The sequence below is a fragment of the Nonomuraea polychroma genome, from assembly GCF_004011505.1.
Classification (GTDB): domain Bacteria; phylum Actinomycetota; class Actinomycetes; order Streptosporangiales; family Streptosporangiaceae; genus Nonomuraea; species Nonomuraea polychroma.
Genome location: NZ_SAUN01000001.1, coordinates 7,448,151 through 7,471,499, shown reverse-complemented (window position 1 = coordinate 7,471,499; position 23,349 = coordinate 7,448,151). Strand labels below are relative to the sequence as shown.

Annotated in this window: 23 protein-coding genes; 16 read left to right on the top strand and 7 right to left on the bottom strand. The window is 70.4% G+C overall.

Going from position 1 to position 23,349, the window contains the following annotated elements; all coding sequences use genetic code 11:
* Window positions 1–56: 56 nt before the first annotated feature.
* From EDD27_RS34055 to mutM, 4 genes are all read left to right on the top strand, one after another.
* A complete protein-coding gene (locus tag EDD27_RS34055; protein ID WP_127936037.1) occupies window positions 57–608 on the top strand; it encodes a YceD family protein in 552 nt (183 codons plus the stop codon).
* A 1-nt stretch (window position 609) separates the two neighbouring features.
* Complete coding sequence (gene rpmF / locus EDD27_RS34050) at window positions 610–789, top strand: 50S ribosomal protein L32 (protein ID WP_082535183.1); 180 nt, start codon at window positions 610–612, stop codon at window positions 787–789.
* A 214-nt stretch (window positions 790–1,003) separates the two neighbouring features.
* A complete protein-coding gene (rnc, locus tag EDD27_RS34045; RefSeq protein WP_127941142.1) occupies window positions 1,004–1,723 on the top strand; it encodes a ribonuclease III in 720 nt (239 codons plus the stop codon).
* Window positions 1,724–1,806: 83 nt separating this feature from the next.
* Window positions 1,807–2,661, top strand: a complete 855-nt coding sequence (gene mutM / locus EDD27_RS34040) for a bifunctional DNA-formamidopyrimidine glycosylase/DNA-(apurinic or apyrimidinic site) lyase (RefSeq protein WP_127936036.1) — start codon at window positions 1,807–1,809, stop codon at window positions 2,659–2,661.
* On the opposite strand, the gene EDD27_RS34035 is transcribed toward mutM, so the two are convergent.
* Window positions 2,600–3,751: an MFS transporter gene (locus EDD27_RS34035; protein ID WP_127936035.1), complete on the bottom strand. Its 1,152-nt coding sequence runs from the start codon at window positions 3,749–3,751 to the stop codon at window positions 2,600–2,602. The two genes, mutM and EDD27_RS34035, sit on opposite strands and share 62 nt — an antisense overlap.
* A 91-nt stretch (window positions 3,752–3,842) precedes the next feature.
* On the opposite strand from EDD27_RS34035, the gene EDD27_RS34030 reads away from it, so the two are divergent.
* From EDD27_RS34030 to EDD27_RS34005, 6 genes are all read left to right on the top strand, one after another.
* Window positions 3,843–4,745: a LysR family transcriptional regulator gene (locus EDD27_RS34030; RefSeq protein WP_127936034.1), complete on the top strand. Its 903-nt coding sequence runs from the start codon at window positions 3,843–3,845 to the stop codon at window positions 4,743–4,745.
* 18 nt (window positions 4,746–4,763) lie between these two features.
* Window positions 4,764–5,051: an acylphosphatase gene (locus EDD27_RS34025; RefSeq protein WP_127936033.1), complete on the top strand. Its 288-nt coding sequence runs from the start codon at window positions 4,764–4,766 to the stop codon at window positions 5,049–5,051.
* Between the two features lie 190 nt (window positions 5,052–5,241).
* On the top strand, window positions 5,242–5,436 hold the full coding sequence (locus EDD27_RS57085) for a hypothetical protein (RefSeq protein ID WP_090938435.1): 195 nt from the start codon (window positions 5,242–5,244) through the stop codon (window positions 5,434–5,436).
* Window positions 5,437–5,595: 159 nt separating this feature from the next.
* A complete protein-coding gene (smc, locus tag EDD27_RS34015) occupies window positions 5,596–9,279 on the top strand; it encodes a chromosome segregation protein SMC (protein ID WP_127936032.1) in 3,684 nt (1,227 codons plus the stop codon).
* A 103-nt stretch (window positions 9,280–9,382) separates the two neighbouring features.
* On the top strand, window positions 9,383–10,585 hold the full coding sequence (gene ftsY / locus EDD27_RS34010; RefSeq protein ID WP_127941141.1) for a signal recognition particle-docking protein FtsY: 1,203 nt from the start codon (window positions 9,383–9,385) through the stop codon (window positions 10,583–10,585).
* 245 nt (window positions 10,586–10,830) lie between these two features.
* A complete protein-coding gene (locus EDD27_RS34005) occupies window positions 10,831–12,486 on the top strand; it encodes a tetratricopeptide repeat protein (RefSeq protein WP_127936031.1) in 1,656 nt (551 codons plus the stop codon).
* Window positions 12,487–12,588: 102 nt separating this feature from the next.
* Here the strand turns inward: EDD27_RS34005 and EDD27_RS34000 are convergent, their stop codons facing one another.
* Genes EDD27_RS34000 through EDD27_RS33990 form a run of 3 tightly spaced genes read right to left on the bottom strand, consistent with a single transcriptional unit; the run spans window position 12,589 to window position 15,442 of the window.
* Window positions 12,589–13,371, bottom strand: a complete 783-nt coding sequence (locus EDD27_RS34000; RefSeq protein WP_127936030.1) for an ABC transporter ATP-binding protein — start codon at window positions 13,369–13,371, stop codon at window positions 12,589–12,591.
* Window positions 13,368–14,411, bottom strand: a complete 1,044-nt coding sequence (locus tag EDD27_RS33995) for a FecCD family ABC transporter permease (protein WP_241564407.1) — start codon at window positions 14,409–14,411, stop codon at window positions 13,368–13,370. Before EDD27_RS33995 ends, EDD27_RS34000 begins: the two co-directional genes overlap by 4 nt.
* Window positions 14,408–15,442, bottom strand: coding sequence for a FecCD family ABC transporter permease (locus EDD27_RS33990; RefSeq protein ID WP_241564406.1), 1,035 nt, complete (start codon window positions 15,440–15,442; stop codon window positions 14,408–14,410). Before EDD27_RS33990 ends, EDD27_RS33995 begins: the two co-directional genes overlap by 4 nt.
* Before the next feature lie 104 nt (window positions 15,443–15,546).
* On the opposite strand from EDD27_RS33990, the gene EDD27_RS33985 reads away from it, so the two are divergent.
* Entirely contained in the window at window positions 15,547–16,533 is a 987-nt protein-coding gene (locus tag EDD27_RS33985) for an ABC transporter substrate-binding protein (protein WP_127936028.1), read from the top strand.
* Here EDD27_RS33985 and EDD27_RS33980 read toward each other — a convergent pair.
* Window positions 16,530–17,603, bottom strand: a complete 1,074-nt coding sequence (locus EDD27_RS33980; protein ID WP_127936027.1) for a PLP-dependent cysteine synthase family protein — start codon at window positions 17,601–17,603, stop codon at window positions 16,530–16,532. The two genes, EDD27_RS33985 and EDD27_RS33980, sit on opposite strands and share 4 nt — an antisense overlap.
* Before the next feature lie 248 nt (window positions 17,604–17,851).
* On the opposite strand from EDD27_RS33980, the gene EDD27_RS33975 reads away from it, so the two are divergent.
* Window positions 17,852–18,436 (top strand): sigma-70 family RNA polymerase sigma factor, encoded by a 585-nt coding sequence (locus tag EDD27_RS33975; protein ID WP_127936026.1) that lies wholly within the window; start codon window positions 17,852–17,854, stop codon window positions 18,434–18,436.
* Here the strand turns inward: EDD27_RS33975 and EDD27_RS33970 are convergent.
* Window positions 18,433–19,377, bottom strand: coding sequence for a sensor histidine kinase (locus tag EDD27_RS33970; protein ID WP_127936025.1), 945 nt, complete (start codon window positions 19,375–19,377; stop codon window positions 18,433–18,435). The genes EDD27_RS33975 and EDD27_RS33970 overlap by 4 nt on opposite strands.
* Before the next feature lie 27 nt (window positions 19,378–19,404).
* Complete coding sequence (locus tag EDD27_RS33965; protein WP_127936024.1) at window positions 19,405–20,238, bottom strand: DMT family transporter; 834 nt, start codon at window positions 20,236–20,238, stop codon at window positions 19,405–19,407.
* Between the two features lie 93 nt (window positions 20,239–20,331).
* On the opposite strand from EDD27_RS33965, the gene EDD27_RS33960 reads away from it, so the two are divergent.
* The 4 genes from EDD27_RS33960 (at window position 20,332) to EDD27_RS33945 (ending at window position 22,847) form a co-directional block, all read left to right on the top strand.
* Window positions 20,332–20,907 (top strand): helix-turn-helix domain-containing protein, encoded by a 576-nt coding sequence (locus EDD27_RS33960; protein ID WP_127936023.1) that lies wholly within the window; start codon window positions 20,332–20,334, stop codon window positions 20,905–20,907.
* Window positions 20,908–21,025: 118 nt separating this feature from the next.
* The gene (locus EDD27_RS33955) at window positions 21,026–21,331 is read left to right on the top strand and encodes a hypothetical protein (protein ID WP_127936022.1); all 306 of its coding nucleotides are present in this window, start codon (window positions 21,026–21,028) and stop codon (window positions 21,329–21,331) included.
* A gap of 35 nt (window positions 21,332–21,366) precedes the next feature.
* Window positions 21,367–22,161 carry a polysaccharide deacetylase family protein gene (locus EDD27_RS33950; protein ID WP_164903908.1) on the top strand — a complete coding sequence of 265 codons (795 nt, stop codon included), beginning with the start codon at window positions 21,367–21,369 and terminating at the stop codon, window positions 22,159–22,161.
* A gap of 35 nt (window positions 22,162–22,196) precedes the next feature.
* The gene (locus EDD27_RS33945; RefSeq protein WP_127936021.1) at window positions 22,197–22,847 is read left to right on the top strand and encodes a DUF2461 domain-containing protein; all 651 of its coding nucleotides are present in this window, start codon (window positions 22,197–22,199) and stop codon (window positions 22,845–22,847) included.
* The last annotated feature ends 502 nt before the right edge of the window (window positions 22,848–23,349 follow it).

The window sequence follows — 23,349 nt, the reverse complement described above, 5'->3', positions numbered from 1 at the left end:
TTTCATTTCGGCCTTGTACGACGGCGATTCTTTTCGCCACGCCTAGCGAGAGCAGGATGACTCAGCACCTCGACCCCCGCTCCCCGTGGGTGATCTCCACTCATGACCTGGGTAAGCGGCCGGGCACGATGCGGCAGATGACCCTGACCCTCCCGGCACCGGCGGATCTCGGCGTCGACATGATCGGTGTCCCCAAGGACGCCGAAGTCGAGCTGGATCTCCGGTTCGAAGCAGTGATGGAAGGCGTGCTCGTGTCCGGCACGGCGCAGGCCCCGCTCGCCGGGGAGTGCGCTCGCTGCCTGGATCCGGTCTCCTCGGACATCGAGGTGGACCTGCAGGAGCTGTTCTTCTACTCCGACGAGGACGCCTCGGAGGATGACTCGCTGCTCGACGGTGAGCTGCTCGACCTCGAGCCGACGTTCCGCGACGCGGTGGTGCTCGCACTGCCGCTGAGCCCGGTGTGCCGCGAGGATTGCGAGGGGCTCTGCGTGGAGTGCGGGGTCAAGCTGGCCGAGGCCGGCGAGGATCACCGGCACGAGAAGATCGACGCCCGCTGGGCGTCGTTGCAAGGTCTGATTTCCGACAAAGATAACGATCAGGAGAAGTGACGTGGCCGTCCCGAAGCGAAAGATGTCGCGGAGCAACACCCGCGCCCGTCGCTCCCAGTGGAAGACGACTGCTGTCGCCCTGGTGAGCTGCCCGCAGTGCCGTTCGCCGAAGCAGCCGCACATCGCGTGCCCCACCTGCGGCACCTACAACCGTCGTCAGGTCGTCGAGCCGTCCGCCTGATCCGCAGCAGTTGACGTGATGCCGACCGGGTGCCATTGTGCCTCGGTCGGCGTTAACGTCTCAGATGCGTGCGGCGGCGGTTCGCCCGCGGCCGTGGTGGACGCCGGGGCTACGCGTTACCCCGACGCCCACCACGTTTTCGGGCATCTTCCGCAGTCGGCGCGCCGTGTGAAGATGTCCGAGGAGGAAGCACGTGGGCGCAGGGCCTAAGCCGGTGGCCGTGGAGGTCGCCAGAGACGAGCTGGAGCGGGTTCTGTCGGTCGGTCTCGACCCTGACATTCTGGAGCGGGCGCTGACGCACCGCTCGTACGCGTACGAGAACGGCGGTCTCCCCACCAACGAGCGCCTGGAGTTCCTGGGCGACTCGGTGCTGGGCCTGGTCGTCACCGACACCCTCTACCGCAACCACCCCGACCTGCCCGAGGGCCAGCTGGCGAAGCTGCGGGCCGCGGTGGTCAACATGCGCGCGCTCGCCGACGTGGCCCGAGGCCTGGGCCTGGGCAGGTTCCTGCGCCTCGGCAGGGGCGAGGAGGGCACGGGCGGCCGCGACAAGTCGTCGATCCTTGCCGACACGCTGGAGGCCCTGATCGGCGCCATCTACGTCGACAAGGGGCTGGACGAGGCGTTCCGGGTGGTGCACGTGCTGTTCGACCCGCTGATCGTGCGTTCGGCCTCGCTCGGCGCCGGGCTTGACTGGAAGACCTCGCTGCAGGAGCTCACCGCCTCCGAGGCGCTCGGCGTGCCCGAATACCACGTCGAGGAGAGCGGCCCCGACCACGCCAAGTCGTTCACCGCCATGGTGCGGGTCGGCGGCGAGTCCTACGGCTCGGGCACCGGGCGCAGCAAAAAGGAGGCCGAGCAGCAGGCGGCCGAGGCGGCGTGGACCCGCATCAGGGCCCGTCGCGAGCAGCGGGAGAGCCAGCCGGCCCGCTGACCCGATCAGCTGCCGGCCGCGGGTGCCCGACACTGGTCCCAGCGCTACTCCCGAGGACCATCTGACAGAGGGCGAGGTGCGGGTTGCCGGAGTTGCCGGAAGTCGAGGTCGTCAGGCGCGGCCTCGCGCAGTGGGTCACCGGCCGTGAGATCGCCGCGGCTGAGGTGTTCCATCCGCGCGCCATCAGGCGTCACGTGCCCGGGGCCGACGAGTTCGCCGCCCGGCTCAAGAGCCGTACGGTGCTGTCCGCCGAGCGCCGCGGCAAATACCTGTGGCTGCCGCTGTCCGGGACGGACGAGGCCCTCATGGCCCACTTGGGGATGAGCGGTCAACTGCTCGTCGTGGACAAGGACACGCCGCTGGAGAAGCACCTGCGGGTCCGCCTGCGCTTCGAGGACGGCGGCCCGGACCTGCGCTTCGTCGACCAGCGGACGTTCGGCCATGTCATGGTCACCGCCCTGGTGGGCGGCGTCCCCGAGCCGATCTCTCACATCGCGCCCGACCCGTTCGAGCCGGCCTTCGACGAGGCGGAGTTCGCCCGCAGGCTGCGGGCCCGGCACACCGAGATCAAACGGGCGCTGCTCGACCAGTCCCTGATCAGCGGGGTGGGCAACATCTACGCCGACGAGGCGCTGTGGATCGCCAGGCTGCATTGGGCCCGTCCCACGCACACGCTCACCCGGCCCAAGATCGCCGAGCTGGTCGCCGCCGTCCGCACGGTCATGGCCGCCGCGCTCCACCAGGGCGGCACGTCGTTCGACAGCCTCTACGTCAACGTCAACGGCGAGAGCGGCTACTTCGACCGCTCCCTGGAGGTGTACGGGCGGCGCGACCTGCCGTGCTCCCGCTGCGGCACCCCGATCAGGCGGGAGGCGTTCATGAACCGGTCGTCCTACTCCTGCCCCACATGCCAGCGACGACCGCGGCCAGCACGCTGAGAGCGGCTCCCAGCCACATCACCGCCGAGATCGACACACCGTCCACGATCCGGCCGCCGGCCAGCGCGCCGAGCGCGATGGAGAGGTTGAAGGCGGCGACGAAGAGCGCCGTGCCCAGTTCGCCGCCGCCCTCCCGCATGATCCACAGCTGCAGCGTCACGCCCACGCCGCCGTAGCCGAGCCCCCACACCACGAGCGCGGCCAGCGGCAGGCCGAGCAGCGGCAGCGCCGCCGTGGCCAGGGCCATGAGGGCGGCCAGCATGATCAGGACCGGCTGGGGGTTCCTGGCCGCCCGGGCCCCGGCGGCGAAGTTGCCCAGCACGCCCGCGGCGCCGTACACGAGCAACGCCGTGCTCACCAGCGCGGGACCGGCGTGCGCCACCTGCTCCAGGAACGGACGGACGTAGGTGTAGGCCGCGAAGTGGCCGGACACGATCAGGACCGTCAGGACCAGGGCGACCTTCAGCGGCCCTGAGAGCTGTCCGGCACGGGCGCCGCGGGCCTCGCCGGGCAGCGGTGGCACCGTCGCGGCCAGCAGCGCGAGCAGGGCCAGGGCGAGCACCCCCATCGCCGCGAACGCCGTGCGCCAGCCCGCGAACGACGAGACGAACGTCGCCGCCGGCACTCCCAGCACAGACGCCACCGACACTCCGGACAAGATGATCGACGTGGCCCGCCCGACGTGCCGCTCCGGCGCCAGCCGCGTCCCGAGCCCGGCCGCGAACGCCCAGAAGCCGCCGATGCTCACCCCGGTGATCACCCGGGCCACCAGCATGACCGGATAGGTGGGCGCCAGCGCGCCCGCCAGGTTGGCCACCGCCAGCAGCGCCATCAGCCCGAGCAGCACGGTACGGCGGTCCAACCGGCGGGTGGCGACCGCCAGCGCGGGGGCGGAGAGCGCGGCGACCAGCCCGGGCGCCGACATCGTCAGCCCGGCAGTGCCGGCGGACACGCCGAGGTCGGCGGCGATCGAGGTCAACAGGCCGACAGGCAGCATCTCGCTGGTCACGAGCGTGAAGGTGCCCACCGCGAGCGAGGACACGGCGAGCCAGCGCGCCCGCACGGGGGCGGGGACAAGGGTTGTGGTCATGCGCCCCAGCCTTCTGCTGTGCCCCTGCGGGAACAATGACGAAGGCCGAAGGCTTGGTTTAGGCAGGCTAAGCGATCGTCCGGAGGTGGGGATGGACTTCAGGGAGTTGGAGTGCTTCGTGGTGCTCAGCGAGGAGCTCCATTTCGCGCGTACGGCCGAACGCCTCTACCTGTCGCCGGGCCGGGTGAGCCAGCTCATGCGCTCGCTGGAGACCAGGATCGGCGGCAGGCTCTTCGACCGCACCAGCCGGCGCGTCCGCCTGACACCCCTCGGTGAACGTTTCCTGATCGATCTGAGGCCCTCCTACGACGGTTTGGCGAACGCCCTGAGCAGCGCCAAGGCGGCCGCCCGCGAGGTGACGGGCGTGCTGCGGGTCGGCTTCCTGGCCACGCCCACGGACGCCGTCACGGGCAGCGTACGGGCCTTCGAGGGCCGCCATCCGGAGTGCGAGGCGGAGCTGGTCGAGATCCCGCTCTCCGACCCTTTCAGCAAGTTGCGCGCCGGGCAGGTCGACATCGCGTTCACGCTGCTGCCGGTGGACGAGCCCGACCTGGCCACGGGCGCGGTGCTCAACCGGGTCTCCTACCGGCTCGGCCTCTCCACCCGCCACCCGCTGGCGGCCCGCGCGCGTATCGACGCCGAGGACCTGGCCTCCGTGCCGTTGATCGGTGTGGAGGGCCCGGCCCCCCGCTGGTGGCGCGAGCGGGTCGCACCCTCCGTGACCCCTTCCGGACGTCCGATTCCGCGTGCCGGCACGGTCGCCACCACCCAGGAGGGCCTCACCCAGGTGGCGCTGGACCGGGGCGGCATGCTCTTCTGCACGCCCACAGCGGCCCACCACGAGGGTCCCGACATAAGCTTCGTCCCCGTCACAGGACTGCCTCCGTCGATCTTGGGGCTGGCTTGGGTGAAGGCGGCGGAGACGGCCGCGGTCAGGGCGTTCGACGAGGCGGCGGCGGGGCACGCGCTCGGGGTGGAGGCTCTGGTGGCCTGAGACCTCAGAGGAGGAAAAATGCGGGAAAATTCGGAAAACGTCAGGCTGACGGCTTGGGTACGGGGGAGGGTTCAGGGTGTGGGGTTCCGGTGGTGGACCCGCGCCAGGGCCCTGGAGCTGGGTCTGACGGGATGGGCACGCAACACCGAGGACGGCCGGGTGGAGGTCGTCGCGGAGGGGCCCCGCGCCGGCTGCGTCAAGCTGCTGGAGCTGCTCAGAGGTTGCGACACGCCGGGCAGGGTCGATGGAGTAGTGGAACGCTGGAGCGAATCCCGAGGTAGTTTGGGCGGTTTTGTGGAGCGGTAGTGCCTTCCGATAAACCGGCCAAATAGGGTATAGTTGTATGTCGGGAGTGCCCATCAGTAGGGCGCAGCGGTTTGTTCGACTTGACCGCCCACACTGCCGGTGCGACTCTTGTTAGGTACCACGCGCACCCCTCCCGCGGAATAGAAGTGCGCGAACCAGTCTGGTCACTCAGCGTGGAGGACCCTTTACCATGGCGAAGGCTCTACTCGGCCACGTCGGCGGTCCTGACCCTCGGATGGTCTCGGAGATGCGCCGCCTGCAGCAGCGTATCCGTGACCTAGAGGCAGAACTTATCCGACTTCAGGCCACGAATGACGCTCTTGCGGCGCAAACCCGCGACGAGGCGCTAAGCCGCATGCAAGAGCGCGAGCCGGCACTCACCTGAGAGTGATCGGAGCGCAAGACCCAGGGACGTCTCAACGAGGCGTCCCTTGCTATTTCCCCGAACTCCCTGGTCAACGCGGTCTCGGACTGTACATGCCCACGTAGGGCAGTCAGGACCAGTAGGCTTTCCCGAAGTCGTACCAGGGAGAAGGAGGGTCTCTTGTATTTGAAGACCCTCACCCTGCGTGGCTTCAAATCCTTCGCCTCCGCCACCGCCCTGCGGTTCGAGCCCGGCATCACCTGTGTGGTGGGCCCCAACGGCTCCGGCAAGTCCAATGTCGTCGACGCCCTGGCCTGGGTCATGGGTGAGCACAGTGCCAAGTCGCTGCGCGGCGGCAAGATGGAGGACGTGATCTTCGCCGGCACCTCGTCCCGCCCGCCGCTCGGGCGCGCCGAGGTGACGCTGACCATCGACAACTCCGACGGCGCGCTGCCGATCGACTACACCGAGGTCACGATCAGCCGGCTGATGTTCAGGTCGGGGCAGAGCGAATACGCGATCAACGGTGACACCTGCCGCCTGCTCGACATCCAGGAGCTGCTCTCCGACTCGGGCATCGGCCGCGAGATGCACGTGATCGTCGGGCAGGGCCAGCTCGACACCGTCCTGCACGCGGGACCCGAGGACCGGCGCTCGTTCATCGAAGAGGCCGCCGGCGTGCTCAAGCACCGCAAGCGCAAGGAAAAGGCGCTGCGCAAGCTGGACGCCATGCAGGCCAACCTGACGCGCGTCCAGGACCTCGCCACCGAGCTGCGCCGCCAGCTCAAGCCGCTGGGCCGCCAGGCGGAGATCGCCCGCAAGGCCGCCGTGATCCAGGCCGACCTGCGCGACGCCCGGTTGCGGCTGCTGGCCGACGACGTGGGCATCCTGCGCACCACGCTGGAGCGCGAGGCCGCCGACGAGGCCGCGATCACGGCCCGGCGCAACCAGGTGGAAGCCGAGCTGGCCGAGGGCCAGCAGCGCGAGGGAGCACTGGAGACCGCCGAGGCGGAGGCTCAGCCCCGGCTGGCGGCCGCGCAGGAGACCTACTTCAGGCTCTCGTCGTTGCGCGAGCGCATCACCGGCCTGGAGCAGCTCGCCGCCGAGCGTCACCGGCACGCGCTGGACGCCGCCGCCATCGAACGCCGCGGCCGCGACCCCGAGGACCTCGAACGCGAGGCGGCCGACGTGCGCGAGCAGGAGCTTGTGCTCAAGGCCGAGCTGGAGCACGCGCAGGAGCTGCTGGAGGAGGCCGTCCAGCGGCGGGCCGCCGCCGAGGCCGAACTGAGCGCCGAGGAGCAGCGGCTCGCGCTGGCCGCCAGGGCCGCCGCCGACCGCCGCGAGGGACTGGCCAAGCTGCGCGGCCAGGTCGATTCCGTGCGGAGCCGGGCCCGCGCCGCCGAGGAGGAGATCGGGCGGCTCCAGCAGGCCGTGGCCGACGCGGCCGAGCGGGAGCGGCAGGCCAGGGAAGATCTCGAGGCCCAGCGGGAGGAGGAGCCGGCGGTCGATCCGGCCCTCGCCGAGGAGCTGGCCACGGCGCAGGCCGTGGTCGAGGAGGCAAAGGCGGTGGCCGACGAGGCCAGGGTCGCGCTGGAGGAGGCCAAGTCCGCGCTGGACGCCCCGCGTGCCGCACTCCAGGCCGCCAAGTCGGGGGTGACGACGGCGCGGGCCGCCGACCAGGAGGCGCAGCGCTCGGTGGCCGCCCTGGCCGCCCGCCGGGACGCCTTGGAGCTGGGCCTGGCCAAGGGCGACGGCGGCACGGCCCTGCTGGATGCGGACCTCGCCGGGGTGCTCGGCCCGCTGGCCGCCTCGATGCAGGTCACACCCGGGGCCGAGCTGGCGGTGGCCGCGGTCCTGGGGCCGGTCGCCGAGGCCATCGCCGTGAAGACTCTGGACACGGCGGTCGAGGCGCTGGAATTGCTCCGCACGCGGGACGTGGGCCAGGCGACGCTGCTGGTGGCGCAGGACGGCGACGACGCGCCCTCCGGCGCACGCACGGCGGCGCCCGAGGGGGGCCAATGGGCCGCCGACCTGGTCACCGTGCCCGACCATCTGCGCCCTGCCCTGGACCACGTGCTCAAGGACGTCGTGGTCGTGGACGGCCTGGAGGCCGCGCGGGCGCTCGTCGAGGGGCACCCCGGACTCCGAGCCGTCACCAGGTCGGGCGACGTGGTCGGGGCGCACCTGGCAAGCGGTGGATCGGAGGGCGGCACCTCCGTGCTCCAGGTGCGGGCCGCGCTCGACGAGGCCGTCAGAGACCTGGAGGAGGCGGAGTCCAGGGCCGAGGAGACCGCGGTGGCCCTGGACGTGGCGATCGAGCAGGAACAGCGCGCTCAGGCGGCGCTGGAGGCCGCCCAGGCGCAGGTGAGCGAGGCCCAGACCGCCGTCACCACCGCCCAGGCCGGCGTGAGCGCCGCCCAGGGCACGCTGGACCAGGTCAGGGCCCGCCAGCGGGAGGCGGACCAGCGCACCGCCGCGGCCGCCAAGCGCCTGGCCCAGCTCGAGGCCGCCGCCAACGCCGCACGCGCCGAGGCCGAGCGGCTGGCAGGCAGCGTCACCAAGGCCGAGGAGGCCCGCGCCGAGGGCCAGGAGGAGCTGGCCGAGCTGGAGATCCGCCTGGCCGAGGCCGAATACGCCCAGGAGCTGGAGTCCGAGCCGACCACCGACCTGCGTGACGAGCTTGCGAGCACCTGCGAGACCGCCCGGCAGCGCGAGATGGACACCCGGCTCCAGGTACGCACCGCCGAGGAACGCGTCAAGGGCATCGAGGGCCGTGCCGACGGCCTGGTCCGGGCCGCACAGCGCGAACGCCACGAACGCGCTCAGGCGGCCGCTCAGCGCGCCAGGCGCAGGCGCCAGGCGGCGGTGGCCGAGTCGGTCAGCAAGGGCGCCAAGCAGGTGCTCAGGGCGCTGGCCGAGTCCATCAGGCTCGCCGCCAAGGAGCGCGACGAGGCCGACCTCGCCAGGGTGGCCGTCGACGCCGAGCTCAAGCAGGTGCGCCTGCGTGTCCGTGAGCTCGGCCAGGAGCTCGACAAGCTGGTCAACCGCGTGCACGGCAGCGAGGTCGCCCGCACCGAGCAGCGCCTGCGGCTGGAGCAGCTGGAGCAGCGGGCGATGGAGGAGTTCGGCGTCGAGATCGAGGCCCTGATCTCCGAGTACGGCCCCGAGGTTCCGGTCCCTGGCGACCCGCCCATCCCGTACGTGCGCGAGGAGCAGGAGAAGCGGGCCAAGGCCGCCGAGCGGCAGATGAACCAGCTGGGCAAGGTCAACCCGCTCGCGCTGGAGGAGTTCGCGGCGCTGGAGGAGCGGCACGCGTTCCTCACCTCGCAGCTGGAGGACCTCAAGAAGACCAGGCGCGACCTGCTGACCGTGGTCAAGGAGGTCGACGACCGGGTCGAGCAGATGTTCGCCTCCGCGTACGAGGACGTGGCCCGCGAGTTCGAGCAGATCTTCACCAGGGTGTTCCCCGGCGGCGAGGGGCGGCTGGTGCTGACCGACCCCAACGACATGCTGACCACCGGCATCGAGGTGGAGGCCAGGCCGCCGGGCAAGAAGGTCAAGCGGCTGTCGCTGCTGTCCGGCGGCGAGCGCTCGCTCACGGCGGTGGCGTTCCTGATCTCGATCTTCAAGGCGCGGCCGTCGCCGTTCTACGTGATGGACGAGGTCGAGGCCGCGCTCGACGACACGAACACGCAGCGGCTGCTGACGTTGTTCGAGGAGTTGCGGCAGAGCTCGCAGCTGATCGTCATCACCCACAACAAGCGCACGATGGAGATCGCCGACGCGCTCTACGGCGTGTCGATGCGGGGCGACGGTGTGACGCAGGTCGTCAGCCAGCGGCTTCGGGAGCGCGAGTCCGCCTGACACACCCGCCCGTCGGAAAAGAAAAACAGCGCGACGGCGGGTGGCCGGATGGTGGCTTGGGAGACACGAGCCAGACCTGATCGGTGTGGTCTTGTGCGTGACCATGCCGGACGATCTGGAAAACTGGCATCTTGTGGAAGGTTACCTCGCCGTCATCGTGATCGTGGCCGTCGTCGCCCTGCTGGCGGCCGGCGGTCTCTTCCTGCTCTTCAGGCCGGGACGCAAGGCGCCCCCGCCGGTCAAGCCGCCAGAGGCGCCGCCCCTTCCCGAGGAGGAGCGGCGGCCCGCGGCGGCAGAGGAGGGTGAGGGCGCCACCACCACGCTGCCGCCGCCGGCGAAGCCGGCCGAGCCGGTGGTCGTCAAGCCCGAGATCGAGGTGCCGCCGCCGTCCGCGGGCCGGATGGTGCGGCTGCGCTCGCGGCTGGCGCGTTCGCAGAGCACGCTCGGGCGCGGTCTGCTGGAGCTGCTCTCCCGCGACCGGCTCGACGACGAGGTGTGGGACGAGATCGAGGAGCGCCTGATCACGGCCGACGTGGGCGTCGCGCCGACGCGCGCCATCGTGGAGGAGCTGCGCACCAAGGTCAAGGTGCTGGGCAGCCGCACGCCCGAGGAGGTGCGCGGCCTGCTGCGCGAGCAACTGCTCATCCAGATCAACCCCGACCTGGACCGCACCCTGCACGTTCAGAAGCACGGCGAGCGGCCCGCGGTGGCGCTCATCGTCGGCGTCAACGGCACCGGCAAGACCACCACCACCGGCAAGCTCGCCCGAGTGCTCATCGGCGACGGCAAGAAGGTCGTCCTCGGCGCGGCGGACACCTTCCGCGCCGCGGCCGCCGACCAGTTGCAGACCTGGGGTGAGCGGGTCGGCGCCGACACGGTGCGCGGGCCCGAGGGCGGCGACCCGGCCTCCGTGGCCTTCGACGCCGTGGCCAGAGGCATGGAGGAGAAGGTCGACGTCGTCATCGTCGACACCGCCGGCCGCCTGCACACCAAGACCGGGCTCATGGACGAGCTGGGCAAGGTCAAGCGGGTCATCGAGAAGAAGGCCACGGTGGACGAGGTGCTGCTCGTCCTCGACGCCACCACTGGCCAGAACGGCATGCGCCAGGCCCAGGTGTTCGCCGAGGTCGTCAACATCACGGGCATCGCGCTGACCAAGCTCGACGGCACCGCCAAGGGCGGCATCGTGATCTCGGTGCAGCGGGAGCTGGGCGTCCCCGTCAAGCTCGTGGGGCTCGGCGAGGGACCGGACGACCTGGCGCCGTTCGACCCCGAGGTGTTCGTGGACGCGATCCTGGGCGAGTAACCGATTTCCGGATGGTCGGTAATTACTTCGGAAATGGCCCTTACCAAGATAAATAGTGATCGGTCACATATGTCTGTGTTGAGATGTACCGGTCATCTGTGATCGCATGCGGAAAGGGCGTCCATGAAGAAGATCGTTGTCCACCGGCCCGGGACCGTGAAGCCGACGGCTGCGGCTGCGCCGAGACACCACTCCTGATACCGGCCCGGCGTCTCACGCGGGCGCCGGGGCCCATGGAGGCTTGTGTGGACACGATCGTTCTTGACGCCGACCGCCGCAATGGCGGCCCGTACACGCTGGCCGCTGCGCTCCTCGGCCACCTCGTCCCACGGGCGCTGGAGCGTGGGACGGATCTGGTGGGCGCCCATGACATCGAGATCCGCGTGGCGGCGCCGCACCTGCGTGACGCCGTACCCGCGCGCCGGCGCTCGCTGGCCGACGAGCTGCCCAGATCCCAGCGCGTTCTCGTGCCGGGCGCCCGGCGCAGCCTCAGGATCGCCAACGGGCTGGCCGAATTCGTCCGCGGCCATCTCGCTCAGACCGGGCCGCTCGCGTTGACCGTAACCAACCTGGGCGAGGCCGACCACACCGACGCCGAGTTCGTCGCCGTGCTGCGGCGCAGGCTGGACCCGGGCCTCCTCAGGATCGACGAGGGCCCGTCCGCGCCTGGCACTGGCCCACTGCCTGCCGACTTCGACCGCTACCGCGACGAGGGTTTCCACCACGCGATGGCGGAGTCGGGCCTGGAGGCGTTGCGCGGCCGGCAGGACGTGCCCCTCCTGCTCCGCGTCGCCGCCGCCCTGGAGGCCATCGAACGCGAGGACGAGGCCCGCGAGCTCTACGACCGGGCCCGCCGCGAGTGCACCGACCCCCGGCAGCGCGCCACCGCCGCCTATGCCACCGCCATGATCCTCGTACGCCACCACGATCAGGGCCGGCGCGATCCCGAGCAGGCGCTCGCCTGGATCAACGAGGCGATCACGATCACCTCCCTGCTGCCCGACCCCCGCGAGCGCGCCTTCCACCTCGGCTTCGACCTGAACGGCAAGGCCCTGGTCGAAGTACGCAGGGGACGCCGCGAGGCCGCCATGGAGCTCGTGCAGCGCGCCATCGACCTGGCCGAGGCGGACCTGCCCGGCGAGCACCCGATCCACCGGCTCGTGCTGCACGCCAACCGGGCCCAGCTCCTCGCCATGGCCGGCCGCGAGGAGGAGGCGCTGGCCGACTACACGCGGGCCGTCGAGGCCGACCCCGGCTACCCCGACTACTACCTCGACCGGGGCAACCTGCTGCACCGGCTCGGCAGGGACGAGGAGGCGCTGGCGGACTACGAGGCCGTCATGCGGCTGAGCCCGCCTTTTCCCGAGGCGTACTACAACCGCTCCGAGCTGCGCTTCGCCGCCGGCGATCTGACGGGCGCGCGCGCCGACCTGGATCACACGCTGGAGCTCGACCCCGACTTCGTGCCCGCTTACGTCAATCGCGCCGGTCTCTGCGTGGCGACCGGCGACCATGCCCTGGCCAGGCATGACGTCGAGCGCGGGCTGGCGATCACGCCGCGCGACCCGCACCTGCTGTGCGTGCTCGGGCAGGTGGAGCTCGCCGACGGGCGCCACCCCGAGGCCCGCGTCGCGTTCGACCGGGCGTTGGAGCTGGATCCCGGGCTGGCGGCGGGCTGGGCGAGCCGGGCCGAGCTGGCGTTCCATCACGGCGACCACGAGGCCGCGCTGGCCGATCTCGCCCGGGCGCTGGAGCTCGACGAGACCGCCGAGCTGCTGTTCAACAGGTCGGTGGTGTACCGGGCCGCGGGCCGGCCGCACCAGGCCAGGCAGGACCTGCTCAGGGCCGCCGAGCTGGCCCCGGGCGACGAGGACGTCAAGCAGGCGCTGTCCGAGGTCTGATGGGGTCAGGGCGCGGCAGGACGGGCGTCTGACGGGGTCAGGAGCGCGGCCGGATGGGCGTCTGACGGGGTCAAGGCGCGGCAGGACGGGCGTCTGACGGGGTCAGGAGCGCGGCCGGATCGGCACGACCAGCGGCGTCCCCGCCACGGGGTCCTGGATGACCTTGGCGTCCAGCTCGAACACCTCGCCCAGCAGCTGCTCCGTGAGCACCTCGTGCGGGGAGCCCGCCGCGACCACCTTGCCGGCACGCATGGCCACCAGCCGGTCGGCGTAGCGGGCGGCCAGGTTGAGGTCGTGCAGCACCATGACGACCGTGCGGCCCGCCTCCTGGTGCAGGTGCCGTACGAGCTCCAGCACCTCCACCTGATGCGCCAGGTCCAGGAACGTCGTGGGCTCGTCGAGCAACAGCAGATCCGTGCCCTGGGCCAGCGCCATGGAGATCCACGCCCGCTGCCGCTGCCCGCCCGACAGCTCATCCAGCGGCCGCTCGGCCAGGTCTGCCAGACCCGTCATGTCCAGCGCCGCCGCGACCGCCTCCTCGTCGTCCGAGGACCACTGGCGGTACCACGTCTGGTGCGGATGCCGGCCCCTGGCGACGAGGTCGGCCACGGTCAGCCCCTCGGGAGCGGTAGGAGCCTGGGGGAGCACGCCGAGGATCTTGGCGACCTCGCGGGTGGGGATCTTGTCGATGCGCTTGCCGTCCAGCAGCACCTCGCCACCGTGCGGCTTGAGCAGGCGGCCGAGCGCGCGCAGGAGGGTGGACTTGCCGCAGCCGTTCGGGCCGATGATGGTGGTGACGGTGCCCGCCTCGATGCCCAGGTCGAGCCCGTCGACGACGATACGGTCGCCGTACCCGAGCTTGACGCCGGCGGCCTGCAGTCTCACTTCCGAGCCCTCCAGATCAGATGGATCAAGTATGGGGCGCCCAGGACGGCGGTGACGATGCCCACGGGCAGCTCGATCGGCGAGAACGCGGTCCTGGCGATCAGGTCGGCGCCAGTGGTGAGCACGCCGCCGATGACCGCCGAGCACAGCAGCGGCGGCTGCCCGGAGCGGGCCAGCCGGAGCGCGATCTGCGGCGAGGCGAGCGCCACGAACGCGATCGGCCCGGCCGAGGCCGTGGCCACGGCGGCCAGCAGCACGGCGGCCAGGATCATCAGGGCACGGGCCAGGTTCGTCCGGACGCCCAGGGAGGTGACCGTGTCGTCGCTGAAGCGCAGCGCGTCGAGCGAGCGGGTGCCGAGCAGGGTCAGCGGCACCAGCACGGCCAGGGCGAGGGCCGTGGGCGCCACGTGCTCCCAGCCGCGTCCGTTGAGCGAGCCGCTGATCCACACCATGGCGCGGCCGGTGTCGTTGACGTCGCCGACGGTCAGGAGCCAGAACTTGACGTTGGTGAAGACCGCGGCCACGCCGATGCCGACCAGCACCAGGCGGTAGCCGTCCAGGCCGCGCCGCCACGCCAGGCCGTACACGACGGCCGCGCCGATCAGGCCGCCGAGCAGGGCGAGCGCGGGGATGCCGAGGGTGGACAACAGGCCGCTCGTGCCGCCGTACACGCTCCCGCTGGCCACCACGCCGGCCACGACGGTGACGGAGGCGCCGGTGGTGACGCCGAGGATCTCGGGGCTGGCCAGCGGGTTGCGGGCGATGGACTGGATGATCGCGCCGGACAGTGCGAGCGCCGCGCCGACCAGGGCGCCGGTCAGCGCGCGCGGCAGGCGCAGCTCCATGATGACGAAGTGGGCGGCGCTGTTCGGATCGAAGGTAGCGGCGATCACCTCGGCGACGGTCATCTGAATGTCGCCGATGCGCATGTTGAGGGCCATGAGCAGGGCCAGCAGGCCCAGGCCGAACAGCGTGATCGCGACGCCACGCAGGCGTACCCGCCAGGACAGGCCGCCGGCGCGCAGGGAGAGGGCGGTCACAGTCGCACCGGCTTCCTACGGCGGACCAGGGCCACGAAGAACGGGGCGCCGATCAGCGCGAGCACCACACCGACCTCCAGTTCGCCCGGCGGGGCGACCACGCGGCCGATCACGTCGGCGAGCAGCAGCAGCGCCGCGCCGATCAACCCCGAGTACGGCAGCAGCCACCGGTGGTCGGTGCCCGACAGGGGGCGGGCCAGGTGGGGCACGATCAGGCCGACGAACGACAGCGAGCCGCAGGCGGCGACCGCCGCGCCCGACAGCAGGGTGACCGAGGCGACGCCGATGGTACGGGTCATGGCGATGTTCTGGCCGAGGCTCCTGGCCACGTCCTCGCCGAGGGAGAGCGCGTTCAGGCCGGGCGCGTTGACCGTCGCCAGGACCAGGCCCACCAGGATGAACGGCAGCACCTGCCACACCACGGAGGAGCCCCGGGCCCCGATCGAGCCGGCCTGCCAGAAGCGGAACACGTCCATGGCCTGCTCGTCCAGCAGCACGATGGCCGAGGTGAGCGCGTACAACATGGCGCTCACGGCGGTGCCGGCCAGCGCCAGCGTGACCGGCGTGGGCCCGCCCCTGCCGCCCACCATGCCGAGCGCGAACACCGCCACGCTGGCGATCAGCGCACCCGCCAGCCCGAACCAGATGTAGACGAGCAGGCTGGAGGCGCCCAGCAGGATGATCGAGGCCACCATCGCGAACGCGGCGCCCTGCGTGACCCCGAGCAGGCCCGGGTCGGCGAGCGGGTTGCGGGTGTGGCCCTGCATCAGCGCGCCTGCCACGCCGAGCGCGACGCCGGCCAGCACCCCTAAGACGGTCCTCGGGACGCGCAGCGAGCGGATGATGATGTCGTTCTCGCTGCCGGTGGGCGCGGTGAGCGCGGTCCAGGCGTCGCCGAGCGGCACGGACTTGGAGCCGATCGTGATGCTCAGCACCACCGCGACCGCCACCGCGGCGAGGAGCACGAACAAGAGGGTGACCCGGCGGTGACGAATGCTCTGGAGGCGCGGCGCGGCAACGGTAGCGCTCACCCTGTTCCTCCTCAGCATTTGCTCGATCCTGGTGAAGTATGCCAGCTTAGGCAGGGCTAACCTAATTTAGGTTTGCCTTACTTTTCAGGGAAGGGATTTTTACAATGAGACCGTTGCGTGCGCTGATCGGCGCTCTTCTCGTGGCGGGACTCGCCGCCTGCGGCTCCACCACGGGGCCCGACACGACGGGTGCCACAGGCGGGAACACTGCGGCCGCCGCCCCGTTCAGGACCATCAAGCACGCGATGGGTGAGACGAAGATCCCGACCCAGCCGAAGCGCGTGGTGGCGCTCGACCAGAGCTTCGTCGACGCGGTCCTGACGCTGGAGACGCCGGTGGTCGGGTACACGACGTACCGCTCGCTCGACGACAAGCTGCCCGCCTATCTCGGGACCGTCGCCGCGCAGTACGGCAAGGAGGCGACCCCGGTCGGCACGCTCGAGGAGCCGAGCCTGGAGAAGATCATCGCGCTCAAGCCCGACCTGATCGTCTCGGCCAAGGTCCGGCACGAGGCCCTGTACGACAAGCTCTCCAAGATCGCGCCGACCGTCTTCAGCGAGACCACCGGGGCCATCTGGAAGGACAACATCCGGCTCATGGGGCAGGCCCTGGGCAAGGAGCAGCTCGCCGACACCAAGATCAAGGAGTACGAGGACCGGGCCGCCAAGATCGGCGCGTCGATCAAGGAGAAGGAGGGCGAGCTGCCGACGATCTCCATCGTGCGGTTCGCCGGTGAGCCCACGGTCCGCCTGTACGTCGAGAAGTCCTACTCCGGCATCGTGTTGAAGGACGTCGGCTTCCCGCGTCCCGAGGGCCAGCCGACCGTGGCGGACACGATCGCGGTGGACGTGAGCCAGGAGAAGATTCCGGACCTGGACGCCGACCACATCTTCGTCTCCACCTACGAGGACCCGACGGTGGCGGAGTCGAAGGACAAGTTCCTGAACAACCCGCTGTGGGGCAAGCTCAAGGGCGAGAAGCACGATGTCGCCGACCTGACCTGGATGACCGCGGTGGGCATCCAGGGTGCGCACTCGATCCTGGACGACGTCGCCAAGTTCTTCTCCGTGGACCCGGCCAGGGCCGCCTAACGAGGCAGCCAGGCCCGTAGCTCCGTCAGGTGTGGCTCGACGTCCAGACGCTGGCCGGCGAGCCACTCCGGGTTGCCGTACGTGCCCTTGTAGCGGTTGCCGCTGTCGCAGATCAGCGTGACGATGCTGCCCCGCTCGCCCTTTCGCCGCATCTCGTCGATCAGCTCCACGCAGGCCGCCATGTTGGTGCCCGTGGAGCCGCCGACGTCCAGGCCGGTCACCTCGCGTGTCCAGTGCATGGCGGCGATGGAGCGGGCGTCGGGCACGGCGATCATGCGGTCGATGACGGACGGCTGGAAAGAGGGCTCCACACGGGGGCGGCCGATGCCCTCGATGCGGGAGCCCCGGGCGGTGACGGTGGCGTCGCCGGAGATCCAGCTCGGATAGAAGGCCGATCCCTCGGGGTCGACGACGGCCAGGCGGGTCGCGTGGCGGCGGTAGCGGATGTAGCGGCCGATGGTCGACGACGTGCCGCCGGTGCCGGCGCCGACCACGATCCAGGAGGGCTCGGGGTACGGCTCCATGGACATCTGCGCATAGATTGATTCGGCGATGTTGTTGTTGCCGCGCCAGTCGGTCGCCCGCTCCGCATAGGTGAACTGGTCCATGAAGTGACCGCCGGTCTCGCCGGCGAGACGGTGAGATTCGTCATAGATCGCACCAGGGTCCGCCACGAGGTGACATTTCCCACCGTAGAACTCGATGAGGTGACACTTCTCCGGGGATGTGGTGGCCGGCATGACGGCGATGAAGGGCAGGCCGAGCAGCCGGGCGAAATAGGCCTCGCTCACGGCCGTGGACCCGCTGGACGCCTCGACGATCGTGGTCGTGGGGCCGATCCAGCCGTTGGCCAGACCGTACAGGAACAGGGAACGGGCAAGTCGATGTTTGAGTGAACCGGTGGGGTGTACCGACTCGTCTTTCAAGTAGAGGTTTACACCCCAGTCGGAGGGCAGCGGAAAGACGTGCAGGTGTGTGTCGCAACTGCGGTTGGCGTCGGCCTCGACCTTGCGTACGGCCTCCGCCACCCAGCGGCGCGTCCCCGTGTCATGACGGTCCACGAAATCCATGCCTTTACGCTATCCCATGTGACTCTGGCCACTATTACTGCAAAATTGGGTGGGTAGTGTTATGATACTGAGACTTGTCCGGCCGTGGACGTGACCACGCACGCCGCGAGCAGATGGACAGAAACCCCCTCTGACCAAGGCGGATCCTCGTTAACGCGTCCCTTAACAGGGACTTGCCATGATGGGATCGCCGTCAGGCGGCGTGTGCCGAAACGGGGGATAGCGCAAGGGGGAATGATTTGATCACTATGACCGATGAGCAGCGTCAGGACTGGTTCGAGCGCGATGTCGTGCCCGTGACGTCGCAGCTGTTCGCCTCCGCCATGCGCCTCACCCGTAACGCCGCCGACGCGGAGGATCTGGTGCAGGAGACAGTGGCGAAGGCGTATACGTCGTACCATCAGTTCCGGGAGGGCACCAACCTCAAGGCGTGGCTGCACCGGATCCTGACCAACAACTTCATCAACGACTACCGCAAGAAGCAGCGGTCGCCGAAGCTGTCCGCCGCCGAGGAGATCGAGGACTGGCAGCTGCACGCTGCCGAGTCGCACACCTCGACCGGCCTGCGGTCGGCCGAGACCGAGGCGCTCGACCGGCTTCCCGACAACGTCGTGATGAACGCCTTGCGCTCCCTGCCGGAGGACTTCCGCGTGGCCGTCTACCTGGCCGACGTCGAAGGGTTCCCGTACAAGGAGATCGCCGAGCGCATGGGCACGCCCATCGGCACGGTCATGTCCCGTCTGCACCGGGGCCGCCGGCAGCTGCGCGGCATGCTGGAGGAGTACGCCCGCGAGGAGGGCTCCCTCCGCGTCCCGACGCAGCGTGCCGCCTAGGAGTGCATGGACAGATGAAGGCGGACGCGTAACACGCCGCCTTCCGTGCGCAGCTCCACGAGATCGCAGAGCTGACGGCTGATCCAGAGCCCGTATCCCCGGGGGGATTCGGGCTCAGGTGGTATGTAGCCGGGTAAGGGGTCGTCGAGGGCGCCGCCGGGGTCGGCGATCTCGCAGATCAGCTCCCCGTCGCCGGCCCACGTCGTGATCGTGCCGTACCCGGCGCCGTGCTCGATGCTGTTGGCGGCGATCTCGGAGACGCTGATGACCAGCGACGTGATCTGGTTGCGATCCATGCCCGCCGCCCTGGCGTACTCGCCGACACTCTGGCGCAGCCGCCGCAGCTCGCGTCCGGTGAACCGGATGGTCACCGCGCCGGGTCCCGGCTCCGGGAGCGGCGCGTGGTCGTTGTTGAGCATCAGCTTGTGGGGCGGGACGAAACGGGTGCTGGCCGCCTCGCCGTCGGCGCCGAGCACGAGCGGATGGTTCACCTCGTTGTACGCGAGCACGGCGGGCGGCACGGCGCGGAGGTCGTACATGCACAACATGACGGCCGAGGCCGGGCTGAGCGCGGCGTTGACCACGGATTCGGCCCGGATCAGCTCCCTGATCTCGCGCTCGCTCCTGCCCTCCCAGCTGGGCTCGCCGATCACGAGGGTGCGGCGCCCGCGCGTGTATTCGTGGCAGGCGGCCAGCGTGCGGTACGGGTGGCCGTACCAGGCGGCGGAGACCCGGCTGTCGATGCGTCCCGCGTCATCGCCCAGGGCCTCGGCCAGCCGGGCGAGTTTGGCGGCGCCGGTGATCACCAGGACCCGCCTGCCCTCGTTGAGCGCGGCCCGCACGCGGGGCACGGTGAGATCCAGAAAGGACTCATCAGAGTCGTAAGGCACGCCAACGTGCCGCAGACCCTCGCCGTCGAAACGTGCCCGCTCAGGGCGCACGGGCGAAACGTAGCAAGCGTCGCGGGGCTACGCAACGGCTATCAAGGCCACCGCGCCGAGCGCGCATGCCACACCGGTCACCTGGATGGTGTTCAGCCGCTCTCCGAGCACCTGTCTTGCCAACAGCAGCGTGCTGGCGGGGTAGAGGGACACCAGCACGGCGACGAGGCTGAGCAGGCCTTGGCGCTGCGCCAGCAGGTAGAGGACGTTCGCGGCCATGTCCAGCACGCCCGCGGCCATGATGATGCGCAGCGAGCCCGGGCGCGGCCTCAGGGAGCGCCGGGCCACCAGGGCCACCAGCACCACCGAGGTCACCGATGACAATCGCGCCCCGACCAGCGGCCACAGGCCCGCCTCAGCCGGCGCCATGGCGAGCAGGATGAAGAACCCGCCGAACCCGGCGCCCGCGGCCAGAGAGGTCACCAGGGCGCCGAGCGAGGCCCGCCCGCCCGGGGTCCCGTCCTGGCTGACCAGCAATACCGAGCCCAGGGCCAGCACCACGCCCGCGAGCGCCCAGAACCCCGGCCGTTCGCCCGTCGCCAGCCCGAACACCACCGGCAGTGCTGCCGAGGTCACCGCGGTCGTGGGCGCGACCACCGACATGACGCCCGTGGCCAGCGCCCGGTAGAACAGCGCCAGCCCGGCGGCGCCCGACAGTCCGGCGGCCAGTCCCCAGAGGATGGCCCGGTCGCTGAAGGCGCCCGGCAGCACGGGCAGCAGCCCGAGAATCAGCACCAGCCCCGCGAGCTGCGAGAGCACGATGACCGACAGCACCTGGGTGCGTCGGGTGGCCAGGCCGCCGAAGAAGTCGGCCGTCCCGTAGACCACCGCGCAGGCGGTCGCCAAGATCACCGCGGTCACCCTTGTCCTCCTAAACCTAGTTCAATGCGTTGCACTGTCAGAACAATATATTAGGTGCAACAGAGTGCAAATCAGTGTCACTAGACTGGACTGGTGGAGGATCCCGAGCTGATCAACCAGGCCATCGCCAACAATGTGCGCTTCCAGCGCTCGCACCGAGGGCTGACGCTGGACCAGCTGGCCGCCAGGTCGGGTGTGAGCCGGGGCATGCTCGTCCAGGTGGAGCAGGGACGGACGAACCCGAGCGTCTCCACCCTCACCCGGATCGCCTCCGCCCTGGGCGTCACCGTGGCCCGGCTGGTCGAGGTGGGGGACGTCCCCATGGTGCGCATCGTGGACAAGGCGGACGTGGTCACGTTCCACCAGGGCGACGTGCAGGCCCGGCTGCTCGTCGGGGCGGACACGCCGATGATCCTGGAGTTGTGGGACTGGCGCCTGGCGCCGGGCGAGCACCACGACGGCGACGCCCACCCGGCCGGCACCCGCGAGATGCTGACCGTGCTGGAGGGCGAGCTGACGCTCAGCGTCTACGGCAAGAGCCACGTCATCGGCAAGGACGACGCGGTGCTCTTCACCGCCGACCGGCCCCATCGGTATGCGAACCTGGGCGAAAAGGAGCTCAGGCTCATCATGGTGGTCGCCGAACCACGCGAGACCCATGAGCAGTGACCATGCGTGACCGCTGGATCACCTGCGGGAGTTGACGAGTACGGCATATCTTGGACGCCTCATGGCCATTGCTGGGTACACCCCTGGTGTACTGCGGGACGTCGGCAGGGGGTGACGGGTGAGTGAGGCCCGAGCGGCGACGGAGAAGCTCCACACGGAGCTTCATGGTCTGGGCGTCACCAGCGCGTACGAGGTGGGCGACGACGCCACCATTTCGGTGTGGATCGGCCTTGTCGTGCGATACAGGGATGGTTTTTACCGCTGGCAGGAAGGACCGGCGAAACGTCGGCATCTGGGTACGGATCCGGTCGGATGTGCCATACGCGTGGCGCGCCGCTACAAGGAACTGCAGGCCGATATCCCACTCTGGTGGGACGACCTGGCCAGGGAAATGCGGGGGAAACCGGTCCAGGACTATCCATAGCGTAGGCCCCCGCATGCGGCGTTTCGGGGGGAAGCATGCGCGTGTGGGCCCTGCCGCTGGCCCTGATCGCCTTGGCGGCCTGCGTCACGTACTCGGTGGCGCAGCGGCGATCGGCCGAACCGCCGGAGATCGTGCCGATGCGGCCGGTGAGCGTCGATCCCGTCGTGCTGGCCAAACGGCTGGTGTCGATGCAGGCCGGCTGGCCGCGTAGCCGCAAGTTCGACTGCGCGCGGATCAAATGCGTGGCCCTGACCTTCGACGACGGCCCCGGCGAGCACACCGGCCGGCTCCTCGACCTGCTCAGGGCGCGTGACGTCCGGGCCACGTTCTTCGTCATCGGGCAGATGGTGGCCGCCGACAAGGGCGGGCTCATCACGCGCCGCATCGTGGAGGACGGCCACGAGATCGGCAACCACTCCTGGAGCCATCCGCCGCTGGCCGCGCTCTCGCACGAGGCGGTCCGGCGCGAGCTCAAACACACCGAGGACATCGTGGAGCAGGTGACCGGGGTGAGGATGCGGGTCATGCGGCCGCCGTACGGATCCACCGACGACGACGTCGCCGCGGAGACCCGCCGCGAGGGGCTGGCGCAGATCCTGTGGAACGTCGACACGTTCGACTGGCGCGATCGGGTGGCCGCGAAAGTGGCCAAGCGGGCCGGGGAGGCCAAACCGGGCTCGATCGTCCTGCTGCACGACATTCACCGCAGCACCGTGGACGCCGTGCCGGCGATGCTCGACACGCTGACCAAGAAGGGGTACACGTTCGTCACGGTCTCGGAGTTGTACGGCAAGACGCCGCTGCCGGGACGGACGTACATCTCGCGGTGACCCGGGATGTCGGCGGGACGTGGCACCCTGGCACCATGGGTTTCACCGGCTTCCCCGACGAGGCGTTCATCTATTACGAGGGCCTCGAGGCGGACAACAGCAAGACCTACTTCGCCCGGCACAAGCAGCTCTACGAGGAGGCCGTGCGGGCGCCCATGCTGGCGCTGACCGACGAGCTGGCCGCCGAGTTCGGGCCCGCCCAGCTCTTCCGGCCCTACCGTGACGTGCGCTTCTCCAAGGACAAGTCGCCCTACAAGACCCATCAGGGTGCGTTCGTGGATCTGATGCCGGGGATCGGACTCTATGTCGAGATCAGCGCATCGGGGTTGTTCACGGCGGGCGGCTTCTACACGCAGGCGGCCGACCAGGTGGCCCGGTATCGGGCGGCGGTGGACGAGGACCTGTCGGGCAAGCCGTTGTCGGCGATCGTCGACGCGCTGGTGGTGGGTGGCTACGAGGTGCAGGGCGAGCGGTTGAAGACCAAGCCGCGTGGCTTCACCGAGGATCATCCGCGCATCGACCTGCTGCGTCACAAGTCGTTGTACGCGGGGATGCGGTTCGAGCCCGAGCCCTGGGTGCACACGCCGGAGGCCCGCTCCCGGGTGGAGCACACGTGGCGCGCCTACGGCCCGCTGGTCGAATGGCTCTGCACCCACGTCCGAGGCAGCGAACTCCCCCGCCGCTGACCCACCGGCGTCCCACCCACAACCTCCGCTCGTCGTCCTGCCCGCGTCGGCACGCGTGCCTGGCCCGCTTTCGCCACCCGCAGCGCGCCACCCGCTTGCGCCGTTCGCGTCCGCCCGCGTCCGCCGTTCGCGTCCGCCCGCGTCCGCCGTTCGCGTCCGCCCGCGTCCGCCGTTCGCGTCCGCCGTTCGCGTCCGCCCGCGTCCGCCGTTCGCGTCCGCCGTTCGCGTCCGCCGTTCGCGTCCGCCCGCGTCCGCCGTTCGCGTCGGCCCGCTTGCGCCGTCCGCGTCGGCCCCGGGTGGCCCGCCCCCGCGTGGCGCGCCCCCCGTGCGGCCCGCCCGCGTCGGCCCAGCCCGCGACGCATGGGCTCGTGTTGCGTGGGCCCGGCCCCGTCGGCCCGACGCGTGCCGGACCGGCATGCGTCGGGCCTCCGGCATGCCGCCTGCCGCACACCGCCCGCGTGGCCTTGCGCGGTGGTGTGCGGCAATCTGGTCGGCGGCCATG